14 protein-coding genes are annotated in these 18,494 nt (G+C 38.4%); 11 read left to right on the plus strand and 3 right to left on the minus strand.

From position 1 onward, the window contains the following. Positions 1-29: 29 nt before the first annotated feature. A complete protein-coding gene (gene nlpI, locus CXF71_RS10440) occupies positions 30-947 on the plus strand; it encodes a lipoprotein NlpI (RefSeq protein ID WP_101232899.1) in 918 nt (305 codons plus the stop codon). Positions 948-1,012: 65 nt separating this feature from the next. Further along, a complete protein-coding gene (locus CXF71_RS10445) occupies positions 1,013-2,563 on the plus strand; it encodes a hypothetical protein (RefSeq protein ID WP_232771444.1) in 1,551 nt (516 codons plus the stop codon). A 16-nt stretch (positions 2,564-2,579) separates the two neighbouring features. Here CXF71_RS10445 and CXF71_RS10450 read toward each other — a convergent pair whose 3' ends face one another. Continuing rightward, complete coding sequence (locus CXF71_RS10450; protein ID WP_101232900.1) at positions 2,580-2,948, minus strand: hypothetical protein; 369 nt, start codon at positions 2,946-2,948, stop codon at positions 2,580-2,582. 209 nt (positions 2,949-3,157) lie between these two features. On the opposite strand from CXF71_RS10450, the gene CXF71_RS10455 reads away from it, so the two are divergent. Then, positions 3,158-4,894 carry a SufS family cysteine desulfurase gene (locus CXF71_RS10455; RefSeq protein WP_101232901.1) on the plus strand — a complete coding sequence of 579 codons (1,737 nt, stop codon included), beginning with the start codon at positions 3,158-3,160 and terminating at the stop codon, positions 4,892-4,894. Between the two features lie 502 nt (positions 4,895-5,396). On the opposite strand, the gene tcdA is transcribed toward CXF71_RS10455, so the two are convergent. Continuing rightward, on the minus strand, positions 5,397-6,227 hold the full coding sequence (gene tcdA, locus CXF71_RS10460; protein WP_101232902.1) for a tRNA cyclic N6-threonylcarbamoyladenosine(37) synthase TcdA: 831 nt from the start codon (positions 6,225-6,227) through the stop codon (positions 5,397-5,399). A 293-nt stretch (positions 6,228-6,520) separates the two neighbouring features. Beyond that, entirely contained in the window at positions 6,521-7,807 is a 1,287-nt protein-coding gene (locus tag CXF71_RS10465) for a citrate synthase (RefSeq protein WP_101232903.1), read from the minus strand. A 554-nt stretch (positions 7,808-8,361) separates the two neighbouring features. Here CXF71_RS10465 and sdhC point away from each other — a divergent pair. The 8 genes from sdhC to sucD all read left to right on the plus strand — a co-directional run bounded on the left by sdhC (position 8,362) and on the right by sucD (position 18,483). After that, entirely contained in the window at positions 8,362-8,736 is a 375-nt protein-coding gene (gene sdhC, locus CXF71_RS10470; RefSeq protein WP_101228038.1) for a succinate dehydrogenase, cytochrome b556 subunit, read from the plus strand. Then, positions 8,730-9,077, plus strand: coding sequence for a succinate dehydrogenase, hydrophobic membrane anchor protein (gene sdhD, locus CXF71_RS10475; protein ID WP_101232904.1), 348 nt, complete (start codon positions 8,730-8,732; stop codon positions 9,075-9,077). The genes sdhC and sdhD overlap by 7 nt, the downstream gene beginning before the upstream one ends. Continuing rightward, on the plus strand, positions 9,078-10,847 hold the full coding sequence (gene sdhA / locus CXF71_RS10480; RefSeq protein WP_101232905.1) for a succinate dehydrogenase flavoprotein subunit: 1,770 nt from the start codon (positions 9,078-9,080) through the stop codon (positions 10,845-10,847). A gap of 23 nt (positions 10,848-10,870) precedes the next feature. Further along, a complete protein-coding gene (locus CXF71_RS10485; RefSeq protein ID WP_101233095.1) occupies positions 10,871-11,581 on the plus strand; it encodes a succinate dehydrogenase iron-sulfur subunit in 711 nt (236 codons plus the stop codon). Positions 11,582-11,906: 325 nt separating this feature from the next. Further along, a complete protein-coding gene (sucA, locus tag CXF71_RS10490; RefSeq protein WP_101232906.1) occupies positions 11,907-14,711 on the plus strand; it encodes a 2-oxoglutarate dehydrogenase E1 component in 2,805 nt (934 codons plus the stop codon). Between the two features lie 61 nt (positions 14,712-14,772). Further along, positions 14,773-16,251 (plus strand): 2-oxoglutarate dehydrogenase complex dihydrolipoyllysine-residue succinyltransferase, encoded by a 1,479-nt coding sequence (gene odhB / locus CXF71_RS10495; RefSeq protein ID WP_101232907.1) that lies wholly within the window; start codon positions 14,773-14,775, stop codon positions 16,249-16,251. A gap of 193 nt (positions 16,252-16,444) precedes the next feature. Then, positions 16,445-17,611, plus strand: a complete 1,167-nt coding sequence (gene sucC / locus CXF71_RS10500; protein ID WP_101232908.1) for an ADP-forming succinate--CoA ligase subunit beta — start codon at positions 16,445-16,447, stop codon at positions 17,609-17,611. Continuing rightward, positions 17,611-18,483, plus strand: a complete 873-nt coding sequence (gene sucD, locus CXF71_RS10505) for a succinate--CoA ligase subunit alpha (protein WP_101232909.1) — start codon at positions 17,611-17,613, stop codon at positions 18,481-18,483. The genes sucC and sucD overlap by 1 nt, the downstream gene beginning before the upstream one ends. The last annotated feature ends 11 nt before the right edge of the window (positions 18,484-18,494 follow it).

Genomic DNA, 18,494 nt, shown 5'->3' on the forward strand with positions numbered 1-18,494 from the left:
TGTTACTTATTTATTTATAAGGCTTTTTTGTGCATTCACTTATCAAAACTACTCTTCTAACTATACTCTTAAGTAGTACGCTGCTGACGCAAGGTTGTACCTCAAGCCCAAGTGGACAGAGCAATAACATTTCTTCATCAATAATGAATAACTTAGTGATTGCCGAGCCGCTCTCGATTAACTTTAAGAGTGAAATAGCCATTGCACGGTTATCTGAAGTGATTAATAGGGCGAAAATCGCCGATGAACAAAGAGCACAATTATTTTATGACCGTGGTGTTTTGTACGATAGCGTTGGTTTACGATCATTAGCAAGATTTGATTTTTCCCACGCCTTACAATTAAAACCAGACTTAATTGATGCTTATAATTTTTTAGGTATTCATTACACGCAACTGCAAGAGTTTGCTCAGGCGTATGAAAAATTTGATTCTGCGTTAGATTTGGCACCTGATCATGAGTATGCTTATTTAAATAGGGGAATAGCACTATATTATGGCTCGCGTCCCGAATTAGCTAGTCTTGACTTTCAAGCCTTTCATCAAAAGCAACAAGATGATCCGTATCGTTTATTGTGGCTTTATTTGACTGAGTATGAAATCGATCCGCTTGCGGCAAAATATTCATTGAAACAGCGTGCACAATTAGTTGATGATCGCATATGGGCTAAACAGGTTATTCACCTTTACTTAGGGGACATTTCACAGGGACAGTTTGTTAAAAACTTAACAAACGATGTTCAATCAAACAAAGAACTTACAGAGCGTTTATGTGAAGCTTATTTTTACTTGGGTAAATATAATCAAACGTTAGGCCAACGTGGTAGTGCGGCAAATTTCTTCAAATTGGCTTTAAGTACCAATGTTTATGAGTTTGTTGAACATAGATACGCAAAACTTGAGTTAGATTTAATGCGTACAAAAACAGCCATTAATACACAACCCTAATTAACTCTTTAGTGAGTAAAGTGCGTTTTATTAAAGTTAACCTTTTCATAGTAATGATGAGCTCGATGATATTTATATCATCAAGTTCATTTTTTTTGCCTGCGTATTTAACTAAGCAAATAAACGATAATAATTATAGTGACGGCCAATTCAGCTTTGCGCTAAAAAAACATTATGTCGCTGCGTTAATCATACAAGAAAATGACGCTGATTTTGGCAGCAATAATTGGATAACCCTCAATAGAGAATTAGCTAAAAACCAATGGAGATCTGCATTAAAATTAGCGCATTGGTATCAGGGAATAGCGGAGGAAAAATCAAGGGAGGTACTGTTTACCACGGCTATAATGTGGTTTGAACAAGCTATTCGTTTAGATTCACAACAAGCTATTGTTGATCTTGCCCAGTTATATTTTCAACAAGGTGAGATTATAAAAACACAATCAACATTAAGGCGATTGCCTGAGATCCTACCCAATAATAGTTTAGGCGAAGCCATAGTTCGTTTACGTATTCATATCGCTATTTACTTAGGTGATATTACGCCGGTCAAACAGTTCTTTAAGTCTGCCACGGTAAAGCTATATCGTGATGGAAAAACACTCAGCCTATTAGCAGATCTGGAAAAATATGCCATTATCAAAAATAGCACGATACTAAAAGCTAATGACGAAGCTAAAATTAACTTATCGCTTGGCGTCTCATCAAGTTGTATTACTAATCTACAACTCTTTGCCACCAATCTTAAACATTTAAAGCACCTTGAGCAGCTAATTAACACGTTTAATAAGCAACAACCTCTTGCTCAGTTCGTATGTCTGCCAACACCACGTTATATTAGTGTTAAACATCTTGATTGCATGGCTCAATTACAACAGACAATAACGTGTGATGAAGCCCGTTGGCAAAGTATTACTAAAGAGGTTGATAGCCGGCACATAGGATTAATGCTTAGCGAAGGTGGGGCAAATGTTCACTTAGGTATATTATATTTTGATGTTAAGGATAAAGCGGACGTTTTTAGTCATGAAGTCAGTCATTTATTAGGTTTTGTGGATGAATATCCTTTAATCAAAGGGCATGACAGTTGCCAAGGCATACAATCTAAGGCTTTTTCACATAATATTGCGGTGTTAAAAAAGCATTATCAAGGGGATAAGAACAAACTAAGAGCGATGATATTGAAAGATATATCATGGGCAAATAACATTAATGATAATACTCCGATTCTGCAATTAATGGGTGATACAACGAGCAAGAAAAAAAAGTGGCGTCTAGGTACACCGTTAGCATATAAAGATCAAATAGGCATTCATATTTCAGAAAGCTGTCAAAGGTCTCGTGCAAACGATAGAACTTCATCTAGTTATTCAGCTTTCAAACCCTTGAGTCGACGTACTCAACTTAGATATTTTGCAGATGACTTTCCTGAGGAATACCTTACTTTATTAAAGGAAAATCCATCAGGTTATTTGATGCCGAGTTTTCATTACAATATTGCTTTAGCGTTGTATCAACAAGGTGAGATTGTAGAAGCCAAGTTCTGGTTGAACAAAGCTGCACAATGGGAGGATAACCCATTAAGAAAAGCAATAGTCTTAAGAGGAGGGTTATAAAACATAGAAAGTAAGCCTAGCGAGGCCTTTTTATTACGATGACCTTATTCGTTAGAGCCATTTTATTAATCGCCTCACTAATTTCATTATCGTCGTAATTTTTTTGTGTAATTGTAGTCTGTTTTGTACGTCTAATATCCATGTAGATTATTTCATTTTTTTCTGTTTTTGATTTAGCTTCAGTAATTGGCCAATAGGTAAAACTGTTTATATATTGTATTTCCTGAGCTGCTTTTTTACACTTTAACTTGAGATTATAGTTAAAGTTAGCACTGACTTCTTCAGCGCACCTTGTTTCTTCATCTGTAGGCATAAAAGCTTTATTTGTATTGAAATAGTTCTTGAATATTATTTTGACTTGGTAGATATAAGCAAAAAAAGTCATATTAGAGACCCTTGGCAAAGGACACCTACTAGTTATAGCTCACATTGGCCAATTTTAGCCAATGTCAATTAGGCTCAACTTTACTACTAGACATAGCTATAAAGCATGTTGTTGACTAAGTATCTAAATTGCAGAGGGAAAATAAGTTATAATAAAAGCGTATTTTTTATTAATTTTTTAACCTGCTTCACCTTAATCATGAGTCTTTTATGAACCTTTTTGATCCTCACCTCTTTCGTCGACAATTTCCATTGATAGAAAATCATGATAAATCATTGATTGAAAAAAGCGGTTTAACATCATCTTTAATTTATTTTGATAATGCAGCGACCACGCAAAAACCACAGCAAGTTATCGATAGTCAGCAACATTATTACCAACACCTAAATGCTAATGTTCATAGAGCCTCCCATCAGTTAAGTAGCAAAGCAACCTTCGCTTTTGAAAAAGCACGTAGTTTGGTACAAGGCTTTATCCGGGCTAAAAGTATTAAAGAAATTATCTGGACGAAAGGCGCAACGGAAAGTATTAATATTGTCGCACAGAGTCTAGCAAGAAATACCTTAAAACCAGGCGACGAAATTGTTCTATGTGCCAGTGAACATCACGCTAATATTGTTCCTTGGCAGATAGTTGCAGAGCAAACCGGTGCTGTAATCAAGGTGTTGCCCTTAACGAATAACGGCTATATAGATGTAGCTGAAATGGATAATATCATTACTGATAGAACAAAGTTTGTAACTTGCGCTCATATCTCTAACGTATTAGGGCGAATAAACCCAATTAAGAAAATTATTGCTAAAGCAAAGTCTGTAGGTGCAATTAGTTTGATTGATGGGGCTCAAGCGGTGGCTCATTTATCTATCGATGTACAATCACTTGACTGTGATTTTTACGTTTTTTCAGCACATAAAATGTATGGACCAACAGGTATTGGTGTGCTTTATGGAAAAAAAGTGCTACTTGAATGTATGTTGCCTTATCAAGGGGGAGGGGAAATGATTAAAACAGTGAGTTTTACCCAAGCAACTACATTTAATGAATTACCCTTTAAGTTTGAAGCGGGTACACCCAATATTGCTGGTGTGATTGCTTTTGCTGAATGTATTAGTTTTTTAACCCCCTTTTTAGCTGATGAAACTAATGCCTATAACCTATTCGAGCAAAAACTTGTTAATCATTGCTATGAAGCGCTAGCTAAAATAGAGCAAGTAAAGTTTATTGTTGATGGCACACCTGATGTTGGTGTTATCGCGTTCACCTTAACAGGGCATCATAATCAAGATATTGCTATGTCCCTTGATATTTATGGTATCGCTATTCGATCTGGTCATCATTGTGCTATGCCATTAATGGACCACTTAAATATTGATGGTTGTTTAAGGGTCTCGCTAGCCGCTTATAATACCATTGCAGAAATAGATTATTTTATTACAAGCTTAAAAACTATATTACTCGACGGGTCTTTAGATAAAACTAATGAAGAAGTAAGTCATCTAAGTGATAAAAAAGTTGTAACAGACTCAACTAAAAATGAAATGGACGAGATTATTGCGCTATTTTCTAATACTAAAGGCTGGGATAGTCGACATAGAGAAATTATGTTGTTGGGTAAAACATTACCACGTTTAGACAAAGCATTACGCGACGATAATAGCCTTATATCTGGTTGTGAAAGTCTTGCCTGGCTCAAAAGCGATTACAGCGAACAAGGCTTATATACGTTTGTCGCCGATAGTGACGCTAAAATAATACGTGGTCTATTGGTGATTGTGCTTGCTGCTTTTAATAATAAAACTGCTCAGCAAATTAACCAATTTAACATCAATGATTATTTTAGCCGTTTAGGCTTAATGCAACATTTAAGCCCTTCACGGGGTAATGGTTTATTGGCTATTGTGGATAAAATTAAATTATTAGCACAAAATAGCGATAAAAATAACTAAGTAGTTTTTAAAATGTTCAAAATATAGAATTATTTTGAGGTTTTAATCCCTTATAGTGAGGGGTTTTTCCTAAAAGTACTTATACCAATTTGATTAAATTTTTTCCCAACTCAGAGCTCTGCTCGATGTTCAATAACAAGGCAAATTTGTTTCGGTTTAGTCATTCTAAATCAAATAAACTTAACGATGTTAATGAACATCGAGAAAGCTCCCAGAGGGCGAGTTTAAAAGGTTTACATGCTGCGTTATTGATTTTGATAAGGACGCTGCATGGATGCAGCTTATTAGAGAATGCAGGAGCTTATTCTCCTGAATAACCATTCTCTTCAATCAATGCCTTGCCTCTAAGCCTTTTAATTCTCGCTGAGTGGGAAAGAACTTAATCAACTTGGTATTAGTTCTATAAAAAATTTTCAGATAAAATTTGGTCGCATTAATCAATTTAAGAGGAAAAAAACGGCCTTGAATAGTTAGAAAATAACAATCACAATGAATAGTTATTCTATTTGGTATATTGTATATTATTCTTTTTTAATAGCTTATCAATGGCTCTTCCGACCGCAAAAAAGGCAAAAGTGGCGGTTACATGCGTTGTAGCACCAAAACCACTATGGCAATCTAAACGTGTACCACCTTTATCGCCCGAGCTAGTATCGGGTTTTGCTAAGCATACCTCACCTTCTTTATCATCAGCAGGGTAGCGTAATTGTTCTGTTGAATAAACGGCATCAATTGAAAATTTGCGTTTTCCTGCTGTTTTAAGATCAGCACGCGGGAAGTTAAATTCTCGCCGTAGTTGATTTTTTACTTTAGCTAGTAAAGGGTCTTGATAAGTCTTGCTCAAGTCAGTGATTTCAATTTTACTTGGGTCTACTTGGCCGCCGGCACCGCCAATAGTGATAATGGGTAATTTACTTCCCCTACAAAAAGCAATGAGGCGTGTTTTGATGTCGACAGAGTCTATTGCATCAATGACATAATCAAAATCTTTAGTAATTACACTAGATAAATTTTCGACAGTAACAAAGTCTTCAATTATATTCACTTGGCACTCAGGATTGATTTGTTTGATGCGATCAGCCATAACGTCAACTTTACTTTGTCCAACCGTGTCAGTAAGTGCATGGATTTGACGATTAATATTGGTGGTACAAATATCGTCCAAATCGATTAATGTGATTTGCCCTACACCATTACGGGCAATAGCTTCAGCTGCCCAAGAGCCAACGCCACCAATACCAATGATACAAAAATGGGACTTTTGTAGAATGCTAGCGCCATGAGCGCCGTATAAACGGCGAATACCACCAAAACGTAAAGAATAGTCAGACATAGTTATTTTTAGAAGTCTTTTGAGTGAGTCATATAGATGAAGGGACTATTATAACGTTTAGTTATGGGGAGTTGAATCTAAATGTTAGTATAATTATCGTTCAATACAGTGATATTTAACGTCAAAACGGACCAAAAAGATTGTTTTGCTGAATAATGACTATAGAACTTAATTATGTGGTTCAGAGAGTTTTCCTAATAAATAGACACAAAAAAGGCAGCTAAAGCTGCCTTTTTCAATAATTTATCAGTTCTTATTCAAGTAATAGGTAAGGACTGATAAGCACTAAGTCATTATCTTTTGTTCAATGGAACAAATTCACGGTTGATTTCACCCGTATATTTCTGACGAGGACGACCAATTTTTTGACCAGGTTGGGATAACATTTCATCCCAATGAGCGATCCAACCAACAGTTCTAGACATCGCGAAAATCACAGTGAACATGCTTGATGGAATGCCAATAGCTTTAAGAATGATACCTGAGTAGAAATCTACATTCGGGTAAAGTTTTCTTTCAATGAAGTAAGAATCTTCTAGAGCAACTTTTTCAAGGGCCATAGCAACGTCCAATAATGGGTCGCTTATGCCAAGTTCATTTAATACTTCATGACAAGTTTCACGCATTACTGTGGCACGTGGATCAAAGTTTTTATAAACACGATGACCAAACCCCATTAAACGGAAAGGGTCATCTTTATCTTTCGCTTTTAAAACATATTCATCAACACGAGATACATCACCAATCTCTTCAAGCATTGTTAAACAAGCTTCGTTAGCGCCGCCATGTGCTGGGCCCCATAAAGAAGCAACACCCGCTGCTATACATGCGTACGGGTTAGCACCAGAAGAACCGGCTAAACGAACCGTAGACGTAGACGCATTTTGTTCATGATCCGCATGTAACGTAAATATTCTATCCATAGCGTTAGCTACAGTAGGACTTACAATATATTCTTCAGCAGGAACGGAGAACATCATGTGAAGGAAGTTTTCAGCGTAAGATAGCTCATTGCGTGGGTACACAAAAGGCTGACCAACACTGTATTTATAGGCCATAGCAGCAATAGTTGGCATTTTAGCAATCAATCTATGTGCACTACGTTTGCGTTGTTCAGGGTCAGTAATATCTAAGTCACTATGATAGAACGATGACATCGCGCCAACAACACCACATAACATTGCCATAGGATGAGCATCAGGTAAGAAACCATGGAAAAAATGAACTAATTTCTCATGTACCATAGTGTGGTTTGTTATAACCGTTTTAAAATCTTCATATTCTGATTGTGTCGGCGCATCACCGTTCAATAAGATGTAACAAACTTCAAGGTAATCTGCTTGTTTAGCCAGGGTATCAATAGGATAACCGCGGTGTTGTAAAATACCTTTGCCACCATCAATGAAGGTGATTGATGATTCACAAGAAGACGTGGCTAAGAAGCCTGGATCATGGGTGAAGTAGCCAAGGCTACCTAAAGTTCTAATATCAATTACGTCAGTACCAGCGGTACCTTTTAAAACTGGAAATACGCCAATTTCTTTGCCATCAATACTCAGAGAGGCTTTTGATTCAGCCATAATGTTTTTTCCCCTATCAAATTATAATTAATATACATTTACTGACACTCTACTAATATTGCTTAATTCCCATCCTAAGCTTAGTGAATAAACAGTCAGTTTTTGTGATTTTTCTTGGGTTTTTTAAACTGGCGACATTCTACCCCGAAATGAATTTAAAATGTAAGAGTAATTATACTAAAGTTTAATACAGCGCAAATAACTGTTTAAAAAATAGACGAGCTTAAATTAGCGCTCGGTAAAATTGTAATTCCATGTTAACGATTATATAATCAATGCGTTCTGTAGCTTTTTCTGACTGTTTTAAGATTTAATCACACTTTTTAACCTTATTACAAAATCTAACTAGAATCACTTTGTGAAGTTGGTTAGACTTGTGTGCGAATTGGTACACTTAATTAAGAATTTGTTAAAAGTTACCGTTCACTTTCGGGAACTGCTTTTTTTTATATTGATTTTTAAGTTTCAATTAAGTTTAAAGTCAAGATAGTAAAGGTAGTTCATGAGTAACAATAATAAAAGTTGAAGGCTTTCGAGCTCTTTAGGCAACAATTGTGAAAAAACAACGTCCTGTAAACCTAGATTTAACTACAATAAAAATGCATCCCGCTGCTAATGCTTCCATTTTACATCGCGTATCTGGTGTTATTATGGTTTTTGCTATTGGCATTTTATTGTTTACCCTTTCAACCTCTCTTTCTTCTGCTGAAGGATTTGCGCAAATTCAAGGTTACCTTGATGGCATCTTCTTCAAGTTCATTATGTTTGGCTGTCTTTCTGCCCTTACTTTCCATGTTTTAGCGGGTGTTCGTCACTTGTTAATGGATTTAGGTCATTTTGAAGAACTAGCTTCAGGTAATGTCACTGCCAAAGTAATCATGATTATTTGGTTAGCAGTTTCAGTAGTTATAGGAGTTTGGTTATGGTAAACGTCGTCGCATCAGCAGGCCGAAATGGCGTGCATGATTTTATTCTTTTGAGAGCTAGTGCAATTATTCTTGTGCTATACACTTTACTCCTAGCAGGTTTCTTCGTAGTAACACCGAGTGTTACTTATGATGTATGGCAAGGTTTTTTTGCTTGTATGAGTGTTAAAGTAGCTACAGTAATGGCGTTATTAGCATTACTTGTTCACGCCAAAATTGGTGTGTGGCAGGTATTGTCTGATTACGTAAAACCTGCGTTCTTTCGCGGTGCATTGCAATTTTTCTTTTCTGTTACTTTATTAGCCTACTTAGTATTTGGCTCTTTAACTGTGTGGGGTGTATAAGTGAGCGTTCCAATTCGTGAATTTGACGCCATTGTTATTGGCGCAGGCGGTGCAGGTATGCGCGCTGCATTAGCAATTTCAGAGTCAGGCAAGTCTTGTGCCTTGATTTCTAAAGTATTTCCAACCCGTTCTCATACTGTATCTGCTCAAGGTGGTATTACCGTAGCTTTAGGTAATGCTCATGAAGATCATTGGGAACAGCATATGTACGATACAGTTAAAGGCAGCGATTATATCGGTGACCAAGACGCAATCGAATACATGTGTAAAACAGGCCCTGAGTCTATTATTGAATTAGAGAAGATGGGTCTACCATTTTCTCGAACTGAAGAAGGTAAGATTTACCAACGTCCTTTCGGTGGTCAATCTAAAAACTTTGGTGGTGAACAAGCTGCACGTACTGCAGCTGCAGCTGACCGAACAGGTCATGCACTACTTCATTGTTTATATCAGCAAAACGTTAAGAACAAAACGAATGTTTTTTCTGAATGGTATGCCTTAGATCTAGTAAAAAATAGTGATGGTGCCGTAGTCGGTACAACGGCTATTTGTATTGAAACTGGCGAAATCGTTTACTTTAAAGCGCGTGCTACCGTTCTAGCTACTGGTGGTGCAGGTCGTATCTTTGCTTCTACAACCAATGCACACATCAATACTGGTGATGGTGTTGGTATGTCACTTCGTGCTGGCATTCAAATGCAAGACATGGAAATGTGGCAGTTCCATCCAACGGGTATCGCTGGTGCAGGTACATTAGTAACCGAAGGTTGTCGTGGAGAAGGTGGTTACCTTCTTAATAAAGATGGCGAACGTTTCATGGAACGTTACGCACCTAATGCTAAAGATTTAGCGGGTCGTGATGTTGTTGCTCGTTCTATGATGACAGAAATACGAGAAGGTCGAGGTTGTGACCACCCTACATATGGTCCTCATCTTAAACTTAAACTTGATCACTTAGGCCGTGAAACGTTGTACAAACGTTTACCTGGTGTTTGTGAATTATCTAAAACATTTGCTCACGTTGACCCAGCAGATGAGCCTATTCCAGTTATACCTACATGTCATTACCAAATGGGTGGTGTACCTTGTAACGTTAATGGTCAAGCATTAAATGTTACAGCAGACGGAACCGAAACAATAGTTGAAGGTTTATTCGCTGTTGGTGAAATAGCATGTGTATCAGTACATGGTGCTAACCGTCTTGGTGGTAACTCATTACTTGATTTAGTTGTCTTTGGCCGCGCCGCAGGTAACTTCTTAGGTACTTACTTAAACGATACTGAGTTTGGTAAAGAAGCAACAGAGTCTGATATAGAAGCGGCTCTTGCGCGTACTAAGCGTTGGGAAAACTCTACCGGTGGTGAAGACCCAGTACAGATTCGTAAAGATTTACAGAAATGTATGCAATTTAACTTCTCGGTATTCCGTGATGGTGATGCCATGGCTGAAGGTATGAAAGAGCTTGAAGCAATTCGTGAACGTTTAAATAATGCCTACTTAGATGATAAATCATCAGATTTTAATACTCAAAGAATTGAATGTTTAGAATTAGATAACTTGATGGAAACTGCTTTTTGTACTGCAAAGGCAGCTAACTTCCGTACTGAATCTCGTGGTGCGCATGCTCGTAATGATTTTCAAGACCGTGATGATGAAAATTGGTTATGTCATTCTATTTACACACCAGAGTCTCAAGAGATGTCGAAGCGTGATGTTAATATGAAACCTGTTCACCGTGAAGCTTTCCCTCCGAAAGCTCGTGTATACTAAGGAGCATTATTATGTCGAATAAAATGACCAAACAGTTATTTTCGATTTATCGTTATAACCCAGATGTAGATAATGCGCCATACATGAAAGACTATGAGTTAGACGTGCCTGAAGGCTCTGACTTAATGGTACTTGATGCATTAATATTATTAAAAGAAAAAGACTCAAGCTTATCTTTCCGTCGTTCATGTCGTGAAGGTGTTTGTGGCTCTGATGGTTTGAACATGAATGGTAAAAATGGCTTAGCGTGTATTACGCCATTATCAGAATTGAAAGCCAAAAAAATTGTCTTACGTCCGCTACCAGGTTTACCTGTAGTACGTGATTTGATTATTGATATGACTCAATTTTATCAGCAATATGAAAAAATTAAGCCATACCTTATCAATGATGCGCAACCAGCAGCACGTGAAAATATCCAGTCAATTGAAGAACGTGATAAGTTAGACGGTCTTTACGAATGTATTTTATGTGCTTGTTGTTCAACATCATGTCCATCTTTTTGGTGGAATCCAGATAAATTTATCGGTCCTGCAGGCTTATTGCATGCTTATCGCTTCTTAATCGATAGCCGCGATACTGCTACCGAAGAGCGTTTAGATGGTTTACAAGATGCATACAGCGTATTCCGTTGTCATGGAATCATGAACTGTGTTGATGTTTGTCCAAAAGGACTAAACCCAACCAAAGCCATTGGCCATATAAAATCAATGTTATTAAACCGAGCGGTTTAATTATCAATAAACTTAGCTAAAGTTACTTTAAGTACTGCTTTAGTCTAAGTTTACTTCGTTGCTTTTTATGACAGAATAAGCAGGGTATTTTCTTTAATAAGCGCTTTAATCGGTTCCGGTATAAATAGCTTATTAAGATAATGTTCTGTATTTTTAACTTAATTTTAAACATTGTAATAATTTTTCATCAGTAATTTAGTTCTCTTAATGCAAAAATATTGTTTCTATTCTATAAATAGAAGCCTTAAGCAAAAAGCTTAACAAATTGCAAAGAAATAGTTATTACGTTATTTTTTTTGCTACACACAAGCAAAGGAACAAGGCAATGCCAGAAGGTGTAATGAAGGCTTGGCTAGAGTCTTCCCATTTAAACGGTGGCAACATCGTTTATATTGAAGAATTGTACGAATCATACTTGGATAACTCCGCCTCTGTATCTGCAGAATGGCAGGAACTCTTTAGTCAACTCCCGAAAGTAGAAGGTAGTGAGGTTGAATACCGCCATTCTGCCATCCGTGACGAATTTAGAACGTTAGCAAAACAAGCCAATAAACAAGTTATTGTTTCGAGTGATAGTGATGCTAAGCAAGTCAAAGTATTACAACTTATTAATGCGTTTAGATTCCGTGGTCATCAAAACTCTAATTTAGATCCGTTAGGTTTATGGCAGCGTGACAAAGTACGTGACTTACAACTTTCGCATCACGACTTATCTGAAAACGACTTTGATAAAGAATATAACGTGGGTTCTTTTGCTATCGGTCAAGACACCATGAAGTTAGGTGACTTGTACAAAGCATTAAAAAACACTTATTGTGGTTCTATTGGTGCTGAATATATGCACATGACCTCAACCGTCGAAAAACGCTGGATACAACAACGTCTTGAGTCGGTTCAGTCTAAAGCTACTTTATCTATTGACCAGAAAACTGAACTACTGAAGGGCTTAATTGCTGCTGACGGTTTAGAGAAATATTTGGGTGCTAAGTTCCCTGGAGCAAAACGTTTCTCTCTAGAGGGTGGCGATGCACTTGTCCCTATGCTTAAAGAATTAATCACTCGTGCTGGTGCCGCTGGTACTAAAGAAGTGGTTATGGGCATGGCTCATCGTGGTCGTCTAAACGTACTTGTCAATGTTATGGGTAAAAATCCATCGAAATTATTCGATGAATTCGCCGGTAAGCATGATGAAATTCTTAGCTCAGGTGATGTTAAATACCACCAAGGTTATTCTTCAGACTTCGTTACTCCCGGTGGTAATGTTCATCTAGCGCTGGCATTTAATCCGTCACATCTAGAAATTGTTAACCCAGTTGTTATTGGTTCAGTACGTGCTCGCCTTGATAGACGCGACTGTAATCATGGTGATTTAGTACTGCCTATTACCATTCATGGTGATTCTGCAATTGCAGGTCAAGGTGTTGTACAAGAAACCTTTAACATGTCGCAAGCCCGTGCTTTTAAAGTAGGTGGCACGGTGCGTATTGTGGTTAATAACCAAGTAGGTTTTACCACATCTGTTGCTGCAGATACTCGCTCTGGTGAATACTGTACTGAAATTGCTAAAATGGTTCAGGCACCAATTATTCATGTTAATGGTGATGATCCTGAAGCGGTGATATTGGCAACTCAAATTGCACTTGATTACCGTAATGAATTTAAACGTGACGTTGTTATTGATTTAGTTTGTTATCGACGTCATGGACATAATGAAGCTGATGAGCCAAGTGCCACGCAGCCACTTATGTACAAAATTGTTAGAAAGCATCCAACACCACGTCAATTATACGCTGATAAATTAGCGGCTGAAGGTAGTTTAACACCCGTTAAAATTGATGAGCTAACAGCCTACTACCGTAAGTTACTTGATGAAGGTCAATGTACGGTTGAGCAATGGCGCCCGATGACTGAACATTCAGTTGATTGGACTCCATACTTAGGTCATGAGTGGGATGATGACTACGACAAAGAAATTTCCCTTGAGAAGCTAAAAGAATTAGCACTTAAGTTGTCAACGTACCCAGAAAGTCACACAGTGCATTCACGCGTTAAAAAGATTTATGATGACCGCATGAAAATGGCAACGGGTGAGAAATTACTTGATTGGGGCATGGCTGAAAACTTAGCCTATGCATCTATTGTTGATCGTGGTGAGCGTGTACGTATTACCGGTCAAGATTCTGGTCGTGGCACATTCTTCCATCGTCATGCCGTATTGCATAATCAAAAAGATGGTAGTACTTATTTACCACTGCAAAATATCAGAGAAGGCCAAGGCCCATTTGATGTACATGATTCAGTGTTATCTGAAGTTTCTGTATTAGCATTCGAATATGGCTATACAACGGCTCAGCCTGCTGGTTTAACTATTTGGGAAGCGCAATTTGGCGATTTTGCTAATTGTGCACAAGTAGTATTTGATCAATTTATTAGTTCAGGTGAGCAAAAGTGGGGCCGCTTGTGTGGCTTAACTATGTTGTTACCACATGGCTATGAAGGTCAGGGACCTGAGCATTCATCAGCCCGTTTAGAACGCTTCTTACAACTTTGTGCTGATCACAATATGCAAGTATGTGTGCCATCAACACCAGCGCAAGTATTTAATATGCTTCGTCGCCAAGTTGTACGTCCTATGCGTCGTCCTCTTGTCGTTATGTCGCCTAAATCACTGTTACGTCACCCATTAGCGGTTTCTTCATTAGAAGAAATGTCTACGGGTATATTCCACAGTGTTATTGGTGAAATTGATGAGCTTGATGCCAAAGCTGTTGAACGTGTTGTTTTCTGTAGTGGTAAAGTTTATTACGAGCTACTTGATCAACGTCGTAAAAATGAACTAAATAATGTTGCTATTGTTCGTATTGAGCAACTTTATCCATTCCCCGAACAAGAGCTTCAAGCGGTATTGAAAGAATACCAACATGTTAAGCAATTTGTTTGGTGTCAGGAAGAGCCGCAAAACCAAGGTGCTTGGTATTGTTCGCAGCATCACTTTAGAGCTGCAATTCCTGAAGGTACTTATTTGACTTATGCAGGCCGTAAGGCTTCAGCAGCACCAGCTGTCGGTTATATGTCACTTCATGTTAAAGAACAGCAAGCGCTTGTCACTCAAGCATTAACATTAGATTAACTCTTTGGTGCGCTTACTTTAATAAATAGTAAGCGCAAAGACAGTTTGTAAGGATTAAAAAATGACAACCGAAATCAAAGTTCCGGTATTACCAGAATCAGTTGCTGATGCAACAGTGGCAACTTGGCATGTTCAAGTTGGTGAAAAATTTACACGTGACCAAGTACTTGTTGATATTGAAACTGACAAAGTAGTATTAGAAGTTCCAGCAACTTGTGATGGTGTTATGACAGATATTAGCCAAGCTGATGGTGCTACTGTATTGGGCGACCAAGTTATTGGTACCTTCTCTGAAGGTAATGGCGAAGGTAGCGAAGCTGCTCCGGCTCCTGTAGCAGCAAGCGCTCCTGCAGCGGCGACTACAGCTGTTAAAGTAATCGACATCATAGTTCCTGTTTTACCTGAATCAGTTGCAGATGCAACCGTTGCTACATGGCATGTAGCTGAAGGCGATACCGTAACAGTTGACCAAAACTTAGTTGATATCGAAACAGACAAAGTAGTGCTAGAAGTTGTTGCGCAAGATAATGGCGTAATTGGTAGAATTATCCATGTTGAAGGCGATACTGTGTTAGGCGCTCAAAAAATTGGTGAACTTAATGCAGGCGCTTCAGCGGCTGCCACAGCTGCGCCAATTGAAGATGCAGTAAGCTCAGATGAAATTGCTAGCCCTTCAGTACGTCGATTAATGACTGAAAAAGGCTTAACGGCTGCTAATGTTGTTGGTACAGGTAAAGGCGGTCGTATTTCAAAAGAAGATGTTGAAGCCGCTGCTAACAAACCAGTTGCCGCACCAAAAGCAGCAGCTCCTGTAGCTGCTCCTGCACAAGATTTAGGCGAACGTACCCAAAAACGTGTACCAATGACGCGTTTACGTAAAACGATTGCAACACGTTTATTAGAAGCGAAAAATTCTACGGCCATGCTAACTACGTTTAACGAAGTTAACATGAAGCCAATTATGGAACTTCGTAAGCAATATAAAGACTTATTCGAAAAAACTCATGACACACGTCTTGGTTTTATGTCTTTCTACGTGAAAGCGGTTACTGAAGCATTAAAACGTTTTCCTGGTGTTAACGCATCAATTGACGGTGACGATATTGTTTACCATAACTTCTTTGATATCTCTATCGCTGTATCTACACCGCGTGGTTTAGTAACGCCGGTTTTACGTGATTCAGACCAATTAAGTATGGCTGGCATTGAAAATGGTATCCGTGACTTAGCGATTAAAGGTCGTGACGGTAAGCTTTCAATGGCTGATATGACTGGCGGTAACTTCACCATTACTAACGGTGGTGTGTTTGGTTCATTATTATCAACGCCAATTCTTAACTTACCTCAAGCAGCGATTTTAGGTATGCATAAAATACAAGACCGCCCTATGGCTGTTGACGGTAAAGTAGAAATCTTACCTATGATGTATTTAGCATTATCTTACGACCATCGTTTAATTGATGGTAAAGAGTCGGTAGGTTTCTTAGTAACAATCAAAGAATTGTTAGAAGATCCAACACGTCTTTTACTTGATATATAAGCTTAATTCTAAGTAATTAGACAGTAAAAAACACCAGATATAAAAATTTAGTACTCGACTATAGTATTAGCTCTTATGACTACCGTCACTAGAGCTTTTGTACTATAATCGAGTTACTTTTCACGGCAGGCTTTGCGTATTTCTTAGAAATGCAATCGACTGTCATTATTTACAGATAAATGGATAAAACACCATGAATTTGCATGAATACCAAGCGAAACAATTGTTCGCTGAATACGGTTTACCAGTTTCTGAAGGTTTCGCTTGCGATACTCCTCAAGAAGCTGCCGAAGCGGCTGATAAAATTGGCGGCGATATGTGGGTTGTTAAAACTCAAGTACACGCAGGCGGACGTGGTAAAGCTGGCGGTGTTAAGCTAGTTAAAAGTAAGCAAGAAATCAAAGATTTCGCGCAACACTGGTTAGGTAAGAACTTAGTTACTTATCAAACAGACGAAAAAGGTCAGCCAGTAGCTAAAATTTTAGTTGAAAGCTGTACTGACATCGCTAATGAGTTATATCTTGGCGCTGTTGTTGATAGAGCTTCTCAAAAAGTTGTTTTCATGGCATCTACCGAAGGCGGTGTTGACATTGAAAAGATCGCAGAAGAGACTCCAGAATTAATTCACCAAGCTGAGATTGATCCACTCGTTGGCGCTCAACCTTACCAAGCACGTGAATTAGGTTTTAAACTTGGTTTAAACCCTACGCAAATGAAGCAGTTTGTTAAGATCTTTATGGGTCTTGCTAAAATGTTTGAAGATTGTGATTTCGCTTTACTTGAAATCAACCCGCTAGTTATTACTACCGAAGGTAATCTTCACTGTTTAGACGGTAAAATCGGTATTGATGGTAATGCTATTTACCGTCAACCTAAAATGCGTGCTTTCCACGATCCATCTCAAGAAGATGAACGTGAAGCCCACGCAGCACAATGGGAGCTTAACTATGTAGCTCTTGACGGTAATGTTGGTTGTATGGTTAACGGTGCAGGCCTAGCAATGGGTACTATGGATATCGTTAATTTACACGGCGGCAAGCCAGCTAACTTCCTTGATGTTGGCGGCGGCGCAAACAAAGAACGTGTTTCTGAAGCATTCAAAATCATCCTTTCTGACGATAACGTTAAAGCTGTTTTAGTTAACATCTTTGGTGGCATTGTTCGTTGTGACATGATTGCTGAAGGTATTATTGGCGCGGTTAAAGAAGTAGGCGTTAAAGTACCAGTAGTTGTACGTTTAGAAGGTACTAATGCTGAATTAGGTCGTGAAGTTCTTAAGAACTCTGGCTTAGACATCATTGCTGCTGAATCACTAACTGATGCAGCAGAAAAAGTTGTTGCTGCTGCGGAGGGCAAATAATGTCTGTATTAATTAATAAAGATACTAAAGTTATCTGTCAAGGTTTCACTGGTGGTCAAGGTACATTCCATTCAGAACAAGCTATTGATTACGGTACACAAATGGTTGGTGGCGTAAGCCCAGGTAAAGGCGGTCAAACGCACCTAGGTTTACCAGTATTTAACACAGTACGTGAAGCAGTAGAAGCAACTGGCGCAACAGCTACAGTTATCTATGTTCCAGCTCCTTTCTGTAAAGATGCTATTTTAGAAGCTATTGATGCAGGCATCGAGCTTATCGTAACTATTACTGAAGGTATTCCAACTTTAGATATGGTTGACGTTAAAGCTAAGCTTAACCAATCTGGCGTTCGTATGATCGGTCCTAACTGTCCAGGTGTTATCACTCCTGGCGAGTCTAAGATTGGTATCATGCCTGGTCACATTCATTTACCAGGTAAAGTTGGTATTGTTTCACGTTCTGGTACGTTAACGTACGAAGCCGTTAAACAAACAACTGATTTTGGTTTTGGCCAATCTACTTGTGTAGGTATTGGTGGCGACCCTATCCCAGGTACTAACTTCATCGACGTATTGGAAATGTTCCAGAACGATCCACAAACTGAAGCAATCGTAATGATTGGTGAAATTGGCGGAACTGCTGAAGAAGAAGCTGCGGAATATATCAAAGCACACGTTACTAAACCTGTAGTATCTTACATTGCTGGTGTTACTGCACCAGAAGGTAAGCGTATGGGTCACGCTGGCGCGATTATCGCCGGTGGTAAAGGTACAGCTGATGAGAAATTTGCAGCACTAGAAGCGGCCGGTGTTAAAACTGTTCGTTCTTTAGCAGAAATTGGCGCTGCACTTAAAGAGAAAACAGGTTGGTAATCAGCTTTTGA

Origin of the sequence: Colwellia sp. 12G3, assembly GCF_002836775.1 — a bacterium.
GTDB lineage: Bacteria > Pseudomonadota > Gammaproteobacteria > Enterobacterales > Alteromonadaceae > Colwellia.

What these genes read in the sequence shown, in the direction of transcription:
- CXF71_RS10450 (WP_101232900.1), bottom strand. Translation starts at nt 2,948, where the DNA reads ATGACTTTTTTTGCTTATATCTACCAAGTCAAAATAATATTCAAGAAC.
- sucA (WP_101232906.1), top strand. Translation starts at nt 11,907, where the DNA reads ATGCCAGAAGGTGTAATGAAGGCTTGGCTAGAGTCTTCCCATTTAAAC.
- sucD (WP_101232909.1), top strand. Translation starts at nt 17,611, where the DNA reads ATGTCTGTATTAATTAATAAAGATACTAAAGTTATCTGTCAAGGTTTC.
- CXF71_RS10455 (WP_101232901.1), top strand. Translation starts at nt 3,158, where the DNA reads ATGAACCTTTTTGATCCTCACCTCTTTCGTCGACAATTTCCATTGATA.
- odhB (WP_101232907.1), top strand. Translation starts at nt 14,773, where the DNA reads ATGACAACCGAAATCAAAGTTCCGGTATTACCAGAATCAGTTGCTGAT.
- CXF71_RS10445 (WP_232771444.1), top strand. Translation starts at nt 1,013, where the DNA reads ATGATATTTATATCATCAAGTTCATTTTTTTTGCCTGCGTATTTAACT.
- CXF71_RS10465 (WP_101232903.1), bottom strand. Translation starts at nt 7,807, where the DNA reads ATGGCTGAATCAAAAGCCTCTCTGAGTATTGATGGCAAAGAAATTGGC.
- CXF71_RS10485 (WP_101233095.1), top strand. Translation starts at nt 10,871, where the DNA reads ATGACCAAACAGTTATTTTCGATTTATCGTTATAACCCAGATGTAGAT.
- sucC (WP_101232908.1), top strand. Translation starts at nt 16,445, where the DNA reads ATGAATTTGCATGAATACCAAGCGAAACAATTGTTCGCTGAATACGGT.
- sdhD (WP_101232904.1), top strand. Translation starts at nt 8,730, where the DNA reads ATGGTAAACGTCGTCGCATCAGCAGGCCGAAATGGCGTGCATGATTTT.
- tcdA (WP_101232902.1), bottom strand. Translation starts at nt 6,227, where the DNA reads ATGTCTGACTATTCTTTACGTTTTGGTGGTATTCGCCGTTTATACGGC.